Here is a 17,057-nt window from a genome sequence, read left to right on the forward strand (position 1 = left end):
AAACTATAATACAAAGTCACGCTGAAGTGTATCCGAAACGACTTGTTGGATAAGCTGTGCCAATTTATTATACATTTGGATTTTATAAGAGGTGGTACGCCAGGCTACACCTATTTCCCTATACGCTTGCTTATTTGTTAAGGGCATAGCAATTAACTCAGTCCCATTAAGAATTCCGCTGTTGATGGCTAATGTGGGTAAAAAGGTAATCCCTGGTTGATGATTGACCATTTGAATTAACGTATGGAGGCTGGTGGCAAAAAAATGATTAATTTGTTTACTCTCTTTCAGTTCGCAGGCTTGCAATGCATGCCCTGTCAAACAGTGCTCTTTTTCCAGAAGAAAGATGCTGTTTTCAGGCAAATTGCTAATTTCAGGAGTAAGTCCTTGCCAAGTTTTTGGTAAGACTAGTTGAAAGTAATCTTTAGCCAGAATACGAGTATGCAAATCCGAGGTAGGATAAGGTAGGGCAAGAATGACCATATCCAATTTCCCTTCGCTTAATAGTTTTAATGCATTTTCGGTGGTATCTTCTCTAATAAATAGAGCTAGATCGGGATAGCGCTCCTGACATAAATTTTGCAATCCATTTAAAATAAAAGGAGCAATGGTGGGAATAATTCCCAAATAAAAATTACCTTGCATCATTTTTCCCTGTGTCATTGCATAGTCAACTAGGGCATCACTTTGTTCCAGAAGAGCTCGGCTGCGTCTTACAATTTCCTCTCCCAGCGGTGTAAACAAAAAGGTCTTGTGATCGCGCTCTAATAATTGTACTTCAAGCGTTTCCTCCAAATTGGTAATTGCGGCACTTAACGTGGATTGACTAATAAAGCACGCCGCTGCCGCACGTCCAAAATGCTGGTGTTCATAGAGGCTTAGTAAATAATGTAAATGTTTTAGGTTCGTTAATTTTCTCATCGCTTTTTCCGATTGCATATATCTGTTTTATTCATTTTAAATAATTATACACCATCACTATACTCAAATTGTACCCAGTAAAGAGGAGAATAATTATGTTAACTGTTGGCCAAAAAATACCAGAATTTTCTGTTGTTGCGGTAAAACCTGGTTTTAATAACCATGAAGAAAATGGGGAAAGTGCTTTTGAAGTAATTACGGAACAAAGTTTTGCTGGTAAATGGAAAGTACTTTATTTTTATCCTAAAGATTTTACTTTTGTTTGCCCTACAGAAATTGTGGAATTTGCTCGATTAAATGGCGAATTTAGTGATCGGGATGCTGTGGTATTAGGAGGTAGCACCGATAATGAATTTGTAAAACTTGCATGGCGTCGAGAGCATAAAGATTTACATGCCTTAGATCAATACAGTTTTGCCGATGTGAATGGAAAATTGACGGATGGTTTAGGTGTAAGAGATGCGGAAAGTGGTTGCGCGTTAAGAGCCACGTTCATTATTGACCCCAATAATGTCATTCAACATGTTAGCGTTAACTCGTTAAACGTAGGTCGTAATCCCCAAGAGATATTACGTATTTTGGATGCTTTACAAACCGATGAGCTTTGTCCTTGTAATCGTCCAGTGGGTGGGGAAACATTATAAAAACCAAGGTTGGGCCATAAGCCTAACCTACTTACGTGAGGTCATTATGTCTATTGAACAATTAAAGCAAAGTATTCCCGATTATGCCAAAGACATACGTCTTAACGTCAGCAATCTTTTTGGGAATATAGCACAAACAGGTTTAACGGAGAGCCAATTTTACGGAACCACTTTGGCTATTGCCTACAGTATTAACAATAAACAAATCCTGGAGGCTATTTTGGCTGAAGGAGAGGCTTACATAAGCCCAGAATTACTACAAGCAGCCAAAATAGCTGCAACGCTCATGGCCATGAATAATGTATATTATCGTGGTATTCATTTGGCTGGAAATAAAGAGTTATCCTTATTGCCTGCTAATTTACGTATGAATGCCATGATAAATCCTGGAGTACCTAAAGCAGATTTTGAACTTTTTGCTTTAGCGGTATCTGCTTTAAATGGTTGTGGGATGTGTATTCATTCTCATGTAGCACAGCTTGAAAAAGAGGAAATAAGCAAAGTGGGGATTCAGTCAGCATTTCGTATAGCTGCCGTACTCAATGCATTGGCTTTGGTGCTCACACTGGAATAATAGGCTGTAATGCTATCCCGTATTATGACCTTACCTAATACGGGCTACCATTATGGGGTACTTTTTAACCAATCCTTACCTTCTACTAATCGAGCGACCATCATACTACCCACTGTATTACAGGTAACATTAAGCATAGTTGCTAAAGGGTCAATAATGATGCTGATAGCAGCAATTGCAATTAAAACAGAAGGAGGGAAGCCATAGACGCTTAATATAAGTAATTCCCCCAACATACCACCACTGGGAATAGCACCCATAACGGTACCTACTAGTAAAGAAACGCCAATGGCCGTAAGTAATACGCTTGCCCCAGAAAAATCCCAATGAAAAATCCCAAATAAGAATGCGATTTTAAACATGCCGCCAATAACAGAACCTTCTTTATGAATAATTGTGCCTAATGGGATTACTGTTTCATAAACTTCTGGAGGAATCCGCATTTTTTTGGTAGCTACTAAATTGGCTGGAATACTTGCTGCACTGCTGCATGTGGCAATTGACGTTACTGAGGGAAGGAAAATAGCGTGCCAAAATAACCGAACACCCAATGTTTTCCCTGCAAAATAGGCATAAAGAGTAAAGCCCAGAACAAAATATAAGAACGTATAAAAATAATAAAGCCCGGCAATACGCAGGTAATTTTCCATTAACTGTGGGCCTAATTCATTGATTAGCACTGCAAAATAGGCGAAAAAACCTATAGGCGCATAATACATAATCAGCGTAAAAACCCGCATGAAAATTTGCTCTCCAGTATGCAAAAAGTCAATAAACACTAAGCCTTTTTCACCTAAGTGTGCTGTGGAAATGCCTACTAAAAGAGAAAATACGATTAAGGCCAAGATGTGTTGGTGTGACAGCAAATGACTAAAATCTTTTACGGTAAAGATGCCGGCAATTTGGCTACTAAAATTGGCAGTATTAGGTTGCATTGGCGTGGAAAGAGCTAAGGTAACTCCTTGTGCTGGCGGAAACATTTTAACGACAAGCAGGGCATAAATTGCCGCGATTAAACTAGTAATAAAAAAAACTACAGCCATATTAAAAATGATTTTACCAAGCTTTCCCATGGAGCCTAGGCGTGCAATAGCGGATGTTACGCTGAAAAAAATCAAAGGCACAATGGCTGTGAAAATCAAGTTAAGAAAAATTTCACCAAAAGGTTTTAAGTAGGGGGTGAGGGTACCAAAGTAATAACCAGTTAATCCTCCCAGCAAAATAGAAGAAATTAAAATAAAAGGAAAAAAATAAGTTCCTAGAATTTTTTTTACTGCAGCCATGTAGTGATTTCCTTCAATTAGGCAGGGATTTTTAAGCTTTGTATTTTATACCCAAGATCCTGCAAATGCTATTTTTATACTGGAGATAAAATGAGCTATGAATAAGTTTTCATGAATATAAAACGCATTTATTGACTTAAATATTTACATGCTGTATAATTCGTGCTGCCTACATAATCAAACCGTGAGGGTTCTTATGCCAGCTATTGACGTTGTTCGTTACACGCCATCTGAGTTACAAATCTGGGATATTGCATTAAAAAATAATCACGCATTAATTCTTAATTACACCAATCGTATTAATCAATATCAGCTCGTTTTAACTCCCTTAGAAGAAAGATTACAACAAATAGATCAGTCAATTAATGAAGCTCATGCAGCATTAAATGTGCTGACTGGTGTATCTCTTGATTTGTCGGCTTATCTGAATCCAAACTATCATCCTCCTCGACATGGGGATCATAATACTAATTATCGAATTATAGATTTACAACGCCAATTAATTTATTGGTCTTCGCTAAGAAAAGATCATATAGATGATATGGCACCCTATCAAAACAACATTCATCGTCTAACTCAAGAACAAAATAAATTAATCGCTAAAAATGAACTGATAGAACAACAGATTGAATCAGCAAATTCATTCTTAAACGTATTGTCTAATAACCCCCGTGCTTTGGTGATGGACTTACGGGACACACTGCTCACAGCTGTAAATGCTTATGAAGATAAGCATATGCGAAATCAATCTCTGGCTGTACGTAGCAGCTTGCATGCAATTCATAATGGCTTAAATTTTTTAATTAACGATGCATATGATTTAAGCGTACAGCGGCAAAACTATTTACGCTTATGTGGCTTTTTAGCGGATATATATGCTCAAGTTCAACGAGCAAATAAAGATGATGCCTTTCTCGATATGTTGGCAGAAGTTATTAATACCACCCACATCCATCCACAAGAAGATCTTTTAGATGAGCTTGGCCCTCAATTTAATGCCATGGCATGGTTTCGGGTCATCAAAAAAGAGCATCGTCGTACTTTTGCAATTACCGAATCTGAATTAAACAGCGATGAAGCTTCGCAATGTCAGCAAACCATGGATAGACTTTTGGATGATTCGTTAACACAAACGACTTATTTACAACAGAGCATTAGACAATGTGCGCAAGCGATAGATTTCGAACTTTGTGAAAAAATACGCAGAAACGAGCCTATTGATTATCACTTTTATATCTGCTTAGCTAATACCTTAATGCAATTGCATCATGACAGCAGCAATTCACGTGCCTTAGAGCGTTTGCTGCATATGACAGACCAAGCAACTGGGGCTTCTTCATTCGGTAAAAAGTTATTAGGCGCTTTAATGATTGTCTTAGGTGTAGCAATGATTGCCACCAGCGTTTTAGCTTTTGTATCAGGGCTTGGCAGCACAACGGCCCTTAGCATTTGGGGAAGTACTTTAGGATTGAGCCTTATTCAAACTCAAGTTGCGGCTCTTACCTTGAGTTGTTCTATAACCGCTGCAATGGGGACGGGCCTCACCTTCTGGGGAGCTCGTACGGTAAGTGCCAGCGCGCGGCAAGGTTTGTCACAAGATTTAATGGAAACTTATGATGCGGCATTAAAGAATGTAGACCCATCAGCTCCTTTAGCTGATGAGCATACCTCATACTACCCTCAGCCGATGTATCATTAATTCTTCATTGCTACATTTAATTAAGCTCTATAATCTATAGATGGAAAAGGGAGATATAGGGCTTAATATCATCACTTAAATTTTCATAGGAAATGAAAATGCAAGAGAAACAAAATTATTTTTTTAGAACCAGGACAGCAAAAAAGGCGTCCAATCATCAAGAATACGGAATTCAAATTCCTTCTCCTATTGATATTCAACAAATGCGAGAGATGCCTGCTGGTGGTCATGAAGATCAATATCAGCGCTTAACGCATATGACAGAAAAAATAAAACAAATTGAATCAGAGAATCCTTCCCTACCTGTAATGACTACGGATCAAGTTGCATTACCTGAGGTTTGGAGTAATGTATTTAATGCAATAAGGGAGGGGGATGAAACTGCCGCATTGGCATGGCTAAGTGAAATTCCTGTTCGAGATATGTTGTTACAAGCCATACTGACTACCCATTCTTTTGAATACTTGCAAAAGCTGGTGCATTACTGCATCCAGGCAAGAGCGAATGGTGTTTTGGATTTAGATAATGACGTAGTAATAACTCCCGGAACCTTCGAGGTGGTGGTTAAGGATCTGGCTACCACATTAACTCATGGCGCAAAACTACATTTCTCTTTTGGCCTGCCTAGCCATCATGCATTCAAAGATGAAGGCAGTGGTTTTTGCATCTTAGATAAAACTGCAATTTTAATTAAATACGCAGCGCAGGCTAATCCTACCTTAAGATTTCTGGTAATTGGAACCGATATTAATCGCGATAATGGTTTAGGTGATGATTTAATCACTACGGCTGCTCATTTGTCCATTCGGCATGTGGATATTTTTGATTCACGTGTTTACCCACGACAAGGTCATTCTTTTATACAAAGAAATCTTGGATTTACTAGCGAAAAAATAGAGGAGGGTATTAACTGTTGGCAGCATGCTAATGCACGGTATCTAGCCGTGGATTTAAGCTTAATCAGCCGACAAAACCAGGAATTCCATCCTGCGCTTGCCTTTGCAGTTCAACAAATGAAAGCAGAAATTACTCAGGCAAAAAAGGATAAGCAGAAAATTATGATATTCTTACCAACAGGTTGGGACTCTCATGAGGATGAAACGGCCTATTGTGGTAAATACATTACTAACCGCATAATGAGCAAACTTGAGGCAAAAAAACAACGTTTCAGCAATGAGGATATGCTTCGATTTTACGAGGAAGTATTTGACTTATACCAAGACAATAAGAAATTAATAGCTGGAATATATTGGGGGCTAGAAGGCGGATATTATCGGCCAATGTATGAAAAGCAAATAACCCTACTCTTAAATGAAATGCTTAAAAAGCTAGTAAATGAAGAAACAAGTAGCCTTGATGCTATGCAACGTACCCAAGGTTGTCAAAGCAAGTAAGTATAATCCTGGAGATAGGAACATAGGCGAAACAGGGAACTATACTCCTGAACAGGTATGATGATTTAGCATCGTACCTGTTTCAGGAAAGCCATTACCCTAAGTTTCTCAGGATGTTGAGAATTAGGGTAAATAATAATAAGGGTTGGGTAATTTGAATCCTTTTTCAGCATAGCCGCCTTTGATATCGCTATACTGATCCCCAATTGTTGCAATAATGGTATAGCCTTTTTGGGTAATTAATTTACGTGTGTTCGCCTTAAATGGAATAATGGATTTTTCTGCATAATCACTAGGACGTAAATAAAGCCCAGCCCATCTATGATAACCTGCGCGATGTAAATTTTTTGCTGTTGCGTTAGCTTCGGGTTTGCGCCTTCCTGTAACAAAAAAAACGTTTACGCCACGATTGACAGCGTCTTTATATAAACTGAGCATTGGTTTAATTGCCGGGGAATTAGCAGCCATAACATCCTGATGGAAATCAGCACGCGTTCCAGAAAAATCACGTTTAATCATGTATTTATAATTTGATAAGCTGGTTTCGTCGATATCTAGAACAATTGCTAAGTTTTTGGGATTTTTTCTTTTTTTATTAAGACGTGCTTGCTGATTAATATAGTGTTTTGCTTTTTCAACTACTTGCGCTAAGTCTTTTTCATAACGGCCTGAGTCATGATACTTTTTTAGTTCATTTTTCACACAGCTTAAGTTTGGTGGCTCAGCATAAGTAGGTGCTGCCACAGCAAGCGTAGTACAAAAGGCTAATGCCGCGAGTGGAAATTTATAGAATGGTTTCATTTAGATACCTATGTTTTACCGATGGCGGCATTATACTCAAGATACTTAATAATTTGGTAGTACAATCCTTAGTAAAATGCAGCGTTTTTATATTTCCTCAGTTATAATGCGCGTTTATTTTGTTTAAATTGCCAAGGTCATGCATTTAAAGCAATTAAAATTAGCGGGTTTTAAATCTTTCGTAGATCCTACCGTAGTGCATTTTCCAAGCCAATTGGTTGCCGTGGTTGGTCCAAATGGTTGTGGAAAATCTAATATTATTGATGCCGTGCGTTGGGTTATGGGGGAGAGTTCTGCGCGTAATTTACGCGGCGAGTCCATGACCGATGTTATTTTCAATGGTTCATCCAACCGTAAACCAGTTGGGCAGGCCTCGGTGGAATTAATTTTCGACAACAGCCTTGGACGTTTGACTGGACCATTCGCCAGTTATGGTGAAATTGCTGTAAAACGTGTAGTGACTCGTGATGGAGATTCTTCTTATTATCTGAATGGCAGCCGTTGCCGTCGTAAAGACATCACGGACATTTTCTTAGGCACTGGGGCTGGCGCGCGTGGTTATTCCATTATTGGCCAAGGTACCATTTCGCAGTTGATTGAAGCAAGGCCTGAGGATTTACGCGTTTTTCTAGAAGAAGCAGCAGGTGTTTCTAAATACAAAGAGCGTCGAAAAGAAACCTTACAACGCATCGCACATACCCGAGAAAACCTTACTCGTGTTGCTGATATCCGTGATGAATTAGATAAGCAATTGCAGCGATTAGAGCGTCAGGCCAAAGCGGCAGAACGCTACCTTATTCTGAAAGAAGAAGAGCAATTATGCCGTGCAGAAATCTTAGCCTTAAAATGGCGCGATTTTGTTGCACAACAGCAGGTGAAACAACGTGAGTTACAAGAGTTAGCGGTTAACCATGCAGAGCAGCAAAGCATTTTAACGAAAGCCAATACCGAACGGGTGATGTTCAATGAGAAACTTCACGATGCGGATGAGCAGACCCAACAGATACAGGCAACTTTTTACCAGTTGGGGACGGAAATTGCGCGTTTAGAAGAAACCATACAACAACAGGCTCGTGAAAAAAAACGCTTGGAGCAAGATCAGCAGCAAATGCAAGATGATTGGCAGATTGCTGAGGAACAATTAAAACAAGATCAAGAAGAGTTATTACAGTGCCAACAAAAAGCAGAAAGCCTTGATTTACAATTAACTAAGTTACGGGCTCAATTTAAAGAGTACGAAGGGCAGTCGCAGGAAACTCAAAAACAACAGGCACAATGGGATATACGTTGGCAAGAGGTGCAGGCCCAAGCGAACCACTTGAAAAGAGAGTTTCAAGTAGCGCAAGTAAATGCCCAGCATTTGGAGCAAAAACAGCAACAAACCTTAGTTCGTTTGGAAAAACTGCAATTAGAGCAAGAGTCCATATCCCTTATTGAATTACAGCAGACCCGTGAGGACTTGGAAAAACAGCGGGAAAAGCTAATAGAAAATCATCAATTTGATGAGACACAATTAAAACAAAGTCAAGAGTATTCCAGTCAATTAAGGGCCAAGGCGCAGGAAACAGAACTGCAATTACACCAACTGCAAGATGAGTTTCATCGTGCAAATAGTGAATATGCCGCCTTGCAGGCCGCTCAACGTGCAGCTAGGCAAGGGATGCAAACCAAGCAAAATGGAGTTAGTGTCTGGACTGATAAACCGCGCTTAATGGATGTACTCCAGGTTGAACCTAAATGGCAAATTGCCTGTGAACGCGTATTGGATGAAGCGTTGCATGCTTATGTTTTAGAAACCTTTGAAGAACTGTGGCCACAACGAGAACTATGTGAGCGCCAAGGGGAAAATATTGTTACGATGCGTGCGGTGACAGCGCAAACGGCTAGTCGCCCATGCCTCATCGATAAAATACAAGGAGCTGTTCCGGCACATGTGCATCCTTTAGAGCATATTTTTACTGCAGAGCATTTTGATGAAGCCCTAAGTTGGTTGCCAGAATTGGCTGAACATCAGTCGATTATTACTCCAGAAGGTTTTTGGCTAGGTAGTGGCTGGGTTAAATTTGTTCCCACCAAGGAGCAGGATGAGTTAGGCTTACTGACGCGTCAACAAAAGATTGCTGATCTAACTCAAGTCGTTGCCGCTCTTGAACAAAAAATTGCTGAATTAAGGGTGCTGCGCGATCAGTACCATCACGAGGTAGAAAAAAGCATCCAAGCTGTGGAGTTGCAACAGCTTAATGTGAACTCTAGTAATGAGGCATTAAGAACGAACAGCACCGCATTAAGTACCAATGAGCAAGCTATTCTTCATGCGGAAAAGCTTGCGGCAACGTTAGCGGATGAATGTGATGAATTGCAAATGGTACTGGAGAATACTGTTGCGGAACACATGGCGATTAAAGAGCGTTTGCACGATTTAGAGGGGCAATGCCAAGAGTCTGAATTGCAGCAAGAACAATGCTTGCATGCAAAGCAAGAGTGGCTCAATGCTCTTGTATTGCAGAATAAACAGGTTGAAGATGCGCGTATAGCCTTGCATCATGCAGAGCTAGAATATGAGCGGGAAAAAAATAAAATACAGCAATTAGGTGATCGTATTGCTCGTGAGCAAGAACGCTTGGATATCCTACAAGAGCGTTTAGAAAGCCTGGCATTGCTTTGTTTGCAATCAGAAAACCCTGGCACAGAACTTAAAGAACAATTAGAGCAGCTACTTCTGCAACAAGCTGAAGTCGAAATGCAATTAACCATGAGCCGGGAGCAGCAGGCGCAACTGCGCATGGATCTTGAAGATCTTGAGAAAAATATTTTAAACTGTGATCGTGAAGTCAAGCGAGTGCAAGAGTTAATTGGGCAAGCACGTATGGAGGAACAGGCTTTAGCTGTTCGGGCGAGCTCGGTCCAAGAATCCCTGGATGAATCTGGTTTACAGGCGCAAGCTTTGTTAGAACATATTCCTCAGGGTATAAGCCAAGGAATGCGAGAAGATGAGCTACTTGCTTTGACTGATAAAATTAAACGCTTGGGAGCGATTAATTTAGCTGCAATCGAAGAGTTCGCCAGTGAGCAACAGCGTAAAGTTTATTTAGATGAGCAACATAATGATTTATGTGAAGCCTTAGCAACGCTTGAAACTGCCATTGAAAAAATGGATAAGGAAACTCGAGTACGTCTTGAAAATACTTTTGACGAAGTAAACACTTCATTTAAAGCTCTTTTTCCCCGACTTTTTGGTGGTGGTCGCGCGCAACTCGAATTAACTTGTGATAATTTGCTAGAAGCTGGTATTGTAGTAATGGCTCAGCCACCTGGAAAACGAAATAGTACGATTCATTTATTATCCGGTGGGGAAAAGGCAATGACTGCGGTGGCTTTAGTATTTGCTATTTTCCAGTTAAATCCTTCACCATTTTGTATGTTGGATGAAGTGGATGCGCCTTTAGATGATGTTAACGTGGGGCGTTTTTGCGCGATGGTAAAAGAGATGTCACAATACGTGCAGTTCCTTTTTATTACACATAATAAAGTAACGATGGAGTTGGCAGATCATTTGATGGGGGTAACTATGCGTGAGCCTGGTGTTTCTCGCTTGGTTGCTGTTGATGTAACACAAGCTTTGGCTATGGAGTAAATGATGCAGGCAAATTGGAGTTTGATACTTAATGTCCTGTTGTTGATTGGGGTAATAGTTGCCATTGGGCGCTTAATGAAGGCTCGTAGACAGGGCTTAAAAACAGTACGTCAACCGACTAGGGGACGAGCAGAGGCAAACCCTGCTTATGATGGTCCAAGTTACGGCGATGATATCATTGCGGTTCGCAAGCTAAATGCTGAATCTGCGGTCGCCGAGGATGTAAAAAAAAACAATGCGAACCCACCACCGCCACGATTAATTCCTGAAGATGAAGAGCCTGTCTTATTAAATACGACTGAGCGCGCAGCGCCTAGAATTGATATTGGGAATCTTGAAGAGTGTGAGCAGGAAACTGCGGAGAATGCAACAGGCCCAACACTCATGATGTTTTTACTTGCTAAGGAAAGCCGGCAATTTGCCGGTTATGAGTTATTGCAAACGGTATTAGCTGCTGGATTACGCTTCGGTGATGATGGTTTATTCCATCGCCACCAATTTACTAATGGTGATGGTCCTGTTATATGCAGCTTAGCTGCAGCAACCGCTACCGGTATTTTTGATTTACAAAACATTGGTGCGTTCACTGTACGCGGTTTGTGCCTTTACATGCAAGCAACGAATAATCCTAAAATAGATGCGCAACGTTTTGCGACGATGCTGGATACTGCCAGACAATTAAGTGATGGTTTGGATGCGCATTTATTAGATGAGCAACGTCGTCCCTTAACTGAGGAACGTATCCTTCGTTATCAACAAACATTGAATTTGAATTCTACTCATCTTGAGGCCGCTTTAGCCTAATCCGCAGGAGCATAGCGCAAACAAATGGAGTTATCGTAGCCTGTGAAAGTGCAGGCTACGATTTAAGAAAACAATAGCTCGTAAACAAAAATCATAGCTTCATACAATACCCCTTGAACTCCACGCTAAAGTGTTAGTACACTAGTCTTTTGGTCTTTCTTTCCTACTTATGAATTTAAATACAGTTGCTGCGTTACTTACTCAATCATGTCAGATTAATGCTGAGATTACCGGTATTTGCACTGACAGTCGCGAAATCAAACAGGGAAATGTGTTTGTTGCAATTCAAGGTGAACATTTTGACGGGCATGAATTTATTAAAGAGGTCGAAGCAAAGGGCGCTTTGGCTGCTATTGTGAAGCATGCAGTTGCAGGTGTTAGTATGCCTCAGTTTATCGTGCAAGACCCTCTGCAGGCTTTAGCTAAAATTGCTGCGGCTCACCGTCAAGATATTCATTGCCCAGTTATTGCTTTAACGGGCTCGAATGGCAAAACTACAACCAAGGAAATGATCGCGGCTATTTTGCCCGCACCTTCTCATGCAACCAAAGGTAATTTAAATAATCACATTGGCGCTCCTTTAAGCGTACTTCAACTTACTAGCCAGCATCGTTATGCAGTTTTTGAGTTAGGAGCAAACCATATTGGTGAAATTGCACATACCGTAGCTATTGTTCATCCTGATGTAACACTAATTAATAATATTGCACCGGCCCATGTTGAAGGCTTTGGCTCCATCGACGGTGTTGCTCGAGCTAAAGGTGAGATTCATCAAGGCCTTGCTACCGCAGGTACAGCGGTGATTAACGACGATGACAGTTATGCGCATTTTTGGGATGAGCTGTTAACCGATAAAAAAGTATTACGTTTTTCCATTGAACATCCAGCAGATATTTATGCGCAAGATGTTCGTTTAGATGCACGAGGATGTGGCCAATTTTCTTTAATTCTACCTAATGGAAGAGCAGACATTCAATTGAATGTTCCGGGGATGCACAATATACGTAATGCACTAGCAGCTGCTGCCTGTTGCTATGCGGTGGGCATTGCCATTAAAGACATTCAACAGGGTTTGACTAATTTTGGTGGTGTAAAAGGACGTTTAACCGTGCTGTTGGGTAAAAATCAATCCACTATAATTGATGATACCTATAATGCCAATTTACGTTCCGTTCTAGCAGCTTTAGAGGTTTTAGCTGAGCGCCCCGGTAAAAAGATATTTGTTTTTGGTGATATGGGAGAGCTAGGCGTTTGGACTACTCAGCATCACCAGGAAGTAGGGCTTGCTGCGCGTAATTTAGGTATCGATTTATTTCTGAGCTGTGGTGCATTTAGCAAATTGGCTGCCGAGTCATTTGGCTCTGGCGGTAAGCACTTTGAGAATCAGGAGCTTTTGGTTGAAAGTTTAATCAATGAGCTTTCTTCTGATACAGTTGTTTTGGTGAAAGGATCACGATCCAGTGCCATGGAAAAAATAGTGAATAAACTGCTTAATTGATACGGTCTGAGTATGATATGCTTGGCCACTTTTTTTTCCATGCCTTAAATGTCGTTGCTTATCGTGAGCGTTCACCTTAGGGGAATGCTTTCGTTCTTTCTGCGGATGATGCAATACGATAGATCTTAGGGTGCTATTTTAATGAGAGGAACAACAATATGCTCTACTGGCTAACGCAGTTATTTCAAGGACAATATCATGCGTTACGGGTGTTTCAATATTTAACATTTCGCTCCATTTTGGCTGCATTAACCGCCTTGATTGTTGGTTTGGTTTGCGGACCCTATACAATTCGCTGGTTACGCAACATGCAAATTGGTCAGATGGTTCGTGACGATGGTCCTCAGTCTCATTTATCAAAAGCAGGTACTCCTACCATGGGCGGGATATTAATTTTGCTCGCTGTTACGGTAAGTTGTTTACTCTGGGGCGATTTGCAACAGTCCAGCTTATGGCTTGTACTGCTCGTGACTTTAGGTAATGGGGTTGTGGGTTGGGTTGATGACTATCGTAAATTAGTTCTTAAAAATAGCAAAGGCTTACCAGGGCGTTGGAAGTATTTTTGGCAGTCAGTTATTGCACTTATTGCCGTAATTTATTTGTACATGAATGCTACCTTACCAGTACACACCCAACTAGTACTACCATTTTTTAAATCGGTGACCATTGGTCTAGGTGTATTTTTCCCTGTTCTTGCTTATTTTGTTATTGTGGGTAGCTCCAATGCGGTGAATTTAACAGATGGCCTAGATGGCTTAGCTATTATGCCTATTGTTATGGTGGCAGGTGCTCTTGGTATTTTTGCTTATGCTTCCAGTAATGCCGTGCATGCGCATTATTTAGGAATACCCTTTGTTCCTAATGAGGGGGAGTTAACCATTTTTTGTGCATCTATTGTAGGCGCAGGCTTAGGGTTCCTTTGGTATAATAGCTATCCTGCCCAGTTATTTATGGGGGATGTGGGCTCTTTAGCCTTAGGCGCTGCTTTAGGTATTGTGGCTATAGTGGTGCGCCAAGAATTAGTGTTGCTCTTGATGGGCGGTTTATTTGTTATCGAGACGCTTTCGGTAATTTTACAAGTGGGGTACTTTAAGTATACCCATGGCAAGCGTTTATTTCGTATGGCGCCGCTACATCATCATTTTGAATTAAAAGGTTGGTCTGAGCCAAAGATAATCGTACGTTTTTGGATTATCACAGTTGTATTTGTGTTATGCGGATTGGCTACTTTAAAACTTCGATAGACAAGGTGCATTCATGAAACATCCTCTATATTTAGTTGCAGGTTTAGGTAAAACAGGGCTCTCAGTAGCGCGTTATTTGCGTAGAAGTAACAAGCCATTTGTTGCTTTCGATACACGACCACAAGCACCTAATTTAGCTGAATTTGCTGCTGAGTTTCCAGAGGTTAGAGTTTATACGCAACAACTTCCTGAGATGCTCCTGGAACAATTAACAGAGATTATTGCCAGCCCCGGTTTAGCTTTAGATATGCCTTTTTTAAATCAGGCAAGAGCAGCAGGTATTCCTATCTATGGAGATATTGAATGTCTGGCAAGAGAAATTCATGCTCCAGTAATTGCGATTACTGGAACTAATGGCAAGTCTACGGTAACTACTTTAGTTGGCGAGATGGCTAAAGCGGCAGGATTTAATGTTGCTATTGCGGGCAATATTGGTACTCCAGTATTAGATATGCTTGATGATGAGCATCAGTATGATTTATGGGTTTTAGAGTTATCAAGCTTTCAGTTGGATTTAACGTACTCCTTAAAACCAGTTGCGGCCACTATTTTAAATATCTCACCGGATCATTTAGATAGACATCATACTATGGAGGCTTATATTGCCGCCAAACAACGGGTGTATCAGCATGCAGAGGTCTCGCTTTATAATCGTGACGATGCACATACCATGCCCGCTTTATCGACACACTCCATTTCTTTTGGGCAAGATGCGCCTACAGCAGGGAACTGGGGATTAATCAATCAAGACGGAAAAATTTATTTAGCGAAAGGAACTACTTGCATTTTGCCTGCAGAGTCTGTATTAATCAAAGGAGTACATAATTGGCTCAATGCGTTGGCCGCATGTGCTTTAGCTGATGCCGCAGGGATTGCGCAGTCGCATATTACAAATGTACTGACTAAGTTCTCTGGTTTATTTCATCGTTGCCAATGGGTACGTACCTTAGATGGCGTTGAATGGATAAATGATTCAAAGGGAACAAATATTGGTGCGACAATCTCTGCAATTAATGGAATAGGAGGTTCTATGCAAGGAAGGATTGTACTGATTGCGGGGGGGCAAGGGAAAGGGGCTGATTTTACTGAATTGGCACAACCCATCGCGGATTTTGTTCGTTCAATTGTTTTGATTGGTGAAGATGCCGATAAAATTGAAGCGGCTTTGGCGGATGTGGTTCCTATTGCGCGCGCTTCTTCATTAGACAATGCGGTGGCAGTCGCCAAAACGCAAGCAAAACCCGGAGATGTAGTTTTGTTATCTCCAGCTTGCGCCAGCTTAGATATGTTTCGTGATTTTAATCATCGCGGAGAACTATTTACTTCTCTTGTATGTGGACTTTAGGGCATGAGACCAAGACACGTTAATCAAAGAGGTAAACCAGTAAGCAAACCCATTTCTCTTTATGACAAGTGGTTGATTAGCGTTGTCATTGGTTTATTAATTATTGGCTTGATGATGGTTGCATCCAGCTCAGTAATGATTTCCACTAAATATTTTCACCAGCCCTTCCATTTTTTAATTCGTCAGGCTTGTTATTTATTTGCAGGTCTGATGATTGCACTTGTTGTGGTTCGCACCGACAGTAGCTTTTGGGAGCGTATCAGCGGGCCCATGCTTATGGCTTGTTTGTTCATGCTGCTCATCGTATTAATTCCAGGCATTGGGAAAATGGTGAATGGAAGTCGTCGTTGGTTGTCAATTGGGCCAATAGGGGTGCAGGTTTCGGAAATTGCAAAGCTTACGATGATTTTTTATCTTGCTGGCTACCTTGTCCGCCAACAAAAAGCCGTAAGTGAGAGTATTTTGGGCTTCATTAAGCCCATGGTAGTTTTGGGGGTGGTTTCCGTATTACTATTACGTGAGCCAGATTTTGGTGCGACTGTGGTGATTTCTGGCACCGTTATGGCCATGTTATTCCTGGCGGGAGTTAAATTACGCTATTATATAGGACTATTGCTCATTGTTATGGGGGCGCTGGCCTTCTTAGCGGTTTCCTCACCATACCGACTTGCTCGTTTAACTGCATTTTTAGATCCCTGGGCTGATCAATACAATAGCGGCTATCAGTTAACACAGTCATTAATTGCCTTTGGGCGTGGTGGCTGGTTTGGTGCGGGGCTTGGAGAGAGTATTCAGAAATTATTATATTTGCCCGAAGCGCATACCGATTTTTTATTTGCAGTATTAGCTGAAGAGTTAGGTTTAGTGGGTATTTTAATGGTTATTGCCTTGTATAGTATTCTGGTAATTCGAGGCATGACGATTGCGTACAATGCGTTTGTGCAGGAGCGGTTTTTTGCATCATATACAGCCTATGGTTTGACCTTTTGGTTAGGGCTGCAAGCAACTATTAATATGGGGGTAAACTCAGGATTACTGCCTACAAAAGGGTTAACTTTACCACTGATGAGTTATGGTGGTGCAAGTATGGTAATTAATTGTGTGGTCGTAGCATTATTATTGCGTATTGATCATGAAAATCGTTGGCAGGCTTTAGGATTAAAACCACTGTCAGCATAAGGGGGAATTGTGAGTTATTCAGGACCATTTATATCTC

Annotated in this window: 13 protein-coding genes; 10 read left to right on the plus strand and 3 right to left on the minus strand. The window is 40.8% G+C overall.

Features of this window, described 5'->3' with window-relative positions; translation table 11 throughout:
- Positions 1–3 precede the first annotated feature (3 nt).
- Positions 4–921 carry a hydrogen peroxide-inducible genes activator gene (locus BN3124_RS01710; protein ID WP_058533268.1) on the minus strand — a complete coding sequence of 306 codons (918 nt, stop codon included), beginning with the start codon at positions 919–921 and terminating at the stop codon, positions 4–6.
- 95 nt (positions 922–1,016) lie between these two features.
- Here BN3124_RS01710 and BN3124_RS01715 point away from each other — a divergent pair, with 95 nt between their 5' ends.
- Together BN3124_RS01715 and BN3124_RS01720 are read left to right on the plus strand one after the other, a co-directional pair.
- The gene (locus BN3124_RS01715) at positions 1,017–1,565 is read left to right on the plus strand and encodes a peroxiredoxin (RefSeq protein ID WP_058533132.1); all 549 of its coding nucleotides are present in this window, start codon (positions 1,017–1,019) and stop codon (positions 1,563–1,565) included.
- 46 nt (positions 1,566–1,611) lie between these two features.
- On the plus strand, positions 1,612–2,139 hold the full coding sequence (locus BN3124_RS01720; protein WP_058533269.1) for a carboxymuconolactone decarboxylase family protein: 528 nt from the start codon (positions 1,612–1,614) through the stop codon (positions 2,137–2,139).
- 50 nt (positions 2,140–2,189) lie between these two features.
- On the opposite strand, the gene BN3124_RS01725 is transcribed toward BN3124_RS01720, so the two are convergent.
- On the minus strand, positions 2,190–3,422 hold the full coding sequence (locus tag BN3124_RS01725) for a dicarboxylate/amino acid:cation symporter (RefSeq protein ID WP_058533133.1): 1,233 nt from the start codon (positions 3,420–3,422) through the stop codon (positions 2,190–2,192).
- Positions 3,423–3,618: 196 nt separating this feature from the next.
- Here BN3124_RS01725 and BN3124_RS01730 point away from each other — a divergent pair, with 196 nt between their 5' ends.
- Positions 3,619–5,121 (plus strand): hypothetical protein, encoded by a 1,503-nt coding sequence (locus BN3124_RS01730; protein WP_058533134.1) that lies wholly within the window; start codon positions 3,619–3,621, stop codon positions 5,119–5,121.
- A 98-nt stretch (positions 5,122–5,219) separates the two neighbouring features.
- A complete protein-coding gene (locus tag BN3124_RS01735) occupies positions 5,220–6,515 on the plus strand; it encodes an arginase family protein (protein WP_078061449.1) in 1,296 nt (431 codons plus the stop codon).
- Between the two features lie 123 nt (positions 6,516–6,638).
- On the opposite strand, the gene BN3124_RS01740 is transcribed toward BN3124_RS01735, so the two are convergent.
- The gene (locus BN3124_RS01740; protein WP_058533135.1) at positions 6,639–7,316 is read right to left on the minus strand and encodes an HAD family acid phosphatase; all 678 of its coding nucleotides are present in this window, start codon (positions 7,314–7,316) and stop codon (positions 6,639–6,641) included.
- A gap of 139 nt (positions 7,317–7,455) precedes the next feature.
- On the opposite strand from BN3124_RS01740, the gene smc reads away from it, so the two are divergent.
- The 6 genes from smc to ftsW all read left to right on the plus strand — a co-directional run bounded on the left by smc (position 7,456) and on the right by ftsW (position 17,020).
- Complete coding sequence (gene smc / locus BN3124_RS01745) at positions 7,456–10,950, plus strand: chromosome segregation protein SMC (protein WP_058533136.1); 3,495 nt, start codon at positions 7,456–7,458, stop codon at positions 10,948–10,950.
- A gap of 3 nt (positions 10,951–10,953) precedes the next feature.
- A complete protein-coding gene (locus BN3124_RS01750; RefSeq protein WP_058533137.1) occupies positions 10,954–11,754 on the plus strand; it encodes a cell division protein ZipA C-terminal FtsZ-binding domain-containing protein in 801 nt (266 codons plus the stop codon).
- Positions 11,755–11,923: 169 nt separating this feature from the next.
- Positions 11,924–13,252 (plus strand): UDP-N-acetylmuramoyl-tripeptide--D-alanyl-D-alanine ligase, encoded by a 1,329-nt coding sequence (locus tag BN3124_RS01755; RefSeq protein WP_058533138.1) that lies wholly within the window; start codon positions 11,924–11,926, stop codon positions 13,250–13,252.
- A 158-nt stretch (positions 13,253–13,410) separates the two neighbouring features.
- Entirely contained in the window at positions 13,411–14,496 is a 1,086-nt protein-coding gene (gene mraY / locus BN3124_RS01760) for a phospho-N-acetylmuramoyl-pentapeptide-transferase (protein WP_058533139.1), read from the plus strand.
- A gap of 13 nt (positions 14,497–14,509) precedes the next feature.
- Positions 14,510–15,841, plus strand: a complete 1,332-nt coding sequence (gene murD, locus BN3124_RS01765; RefSeq protein WP_058533140.1) for a UDP-N-acetylmuramoyl-L-alanine--D-glutamate ligase — start codon at positions 14,510–14,512, stop codon at positions 15,839–15,841.
- A gap of 3 nt (positions 15,842–15,844) precedes the next feature.
- Positions 15,845–17,020, plus strand: coding sequence for a putative lipid II flippase FtsW (gene ftsW / locus BN3124_RS01770; protein WP_058533141.1), 1,176 nt, complete (start codon positions 15,845–15,847; stop codon positions 17,018–17,020).
- Positions 17,021–17,057: the final 37 nt, after the last annotated feature.

This window comes from Legionella saoudiensis (assembly GCF_001465875.1).
Taxonomy (GTDB): Bacteria; Pseudomonadota; Gammaproteobacteria; order Legionellales; family Legionellaceae; genus Legionella; species Legionella saoudiensis.

What these genes read in the sequence shown, in the direction of transcription:
- BN3124_RS01710 (WP_058533268.1), bottom strand. Translation starts at nt 921, where the DNA reads ATGAGAAAATTAACGAACCTAAAACATTTACATTATTTACTAAGCCTC.
- BN3124_RS01715 (WP_058533132.1), top strand. Translation starts at nt 1,017, where the DNA reads ATGTTAACTGTTGGCCAAAAAATACCAGAATTTTCTGTTGTTGCGGTA.
- BN3124_RS01720 (WP_058533269.1), top strand. Translation starts at nt 1,612, where the DNA reads ATGTCTATTGAACAATTAAAGCAAAGTATTCCCGATTATGCCAAAGAC.
- BN3124_RS01725 (WP_058533133.1), bottom strand. Translation starts at nt 3,422, where the DNA reads ATGGCTGCAGTAAAAAAAATTCTAGGAACTTATTTTTTTCCTTTTATT.
- BN3124_RS01730 (WP_058533134.1), top strand. Translation starts at nt 3,619, where the DNA reads ATGCCAGCTATTGACGTTGTTCGTTACACGCCATCTGAGTTACAAATC.
- BN3124_RS01735 (WP_078061449.1), top strand. Translation starts at nt 5,220, where the DNA reads ATGCAAGAGAAACAAAATTATTTTTTTAGAACCAGGACAGCAAAAAAG.
- BN3124_RS01740 (WP_058533135.1), bottom strand. Translation starts at nt 7,316, where the DNA reads ATGAAACCATTCTATAAATTTCCACTCGCGGCATTAGCCTTTTGTACT.
- smc (WP_058533136.1), top strand. Translation starts at nt 7,456, where the DNA reads ATGCATTTAAAGCAATTAAAATTAGCGGGTTTTAAATCTTTCGTAGAT.
- BN3124_RS01750 (WP_058533137.1), top strand. Translation starts at nt 10,954, where the DNA reads ATGCAGGCAAATTGGAGTTTGATACTTAATGTCCTGTTGTTGATTGGG.
- BN3124_RS01755 (WP_058533138.1), top strand. Translation starts at nt 11,924, where the DNA reads ATGAATTTAAATACAGTTGCTGCGTTACTTACTCAATCATGTCAGATT.
- mraY (WP_058533139.1), top strand. Translation starts at nt 13,411, where the DNA reads ATGCTCTACTGGCTAACGCAGTTATTTCAAGGACAATATCATGCGTTA.
- murD (WP_058533140.1), top strand. Translation starts at nt 14,510, where the DNA reads ATGAAACATCCTCTATATTTAGTTGCAGGTTTAGGTAAAACAGGGCTC.
- ftsW (WP_058533141.1), top strand. Translation starts at nt 15,845, where the DNA reads ATGAGACCAAGACACGTTAATCAAAGAGGTAAACCAGTAAGCAAACCC.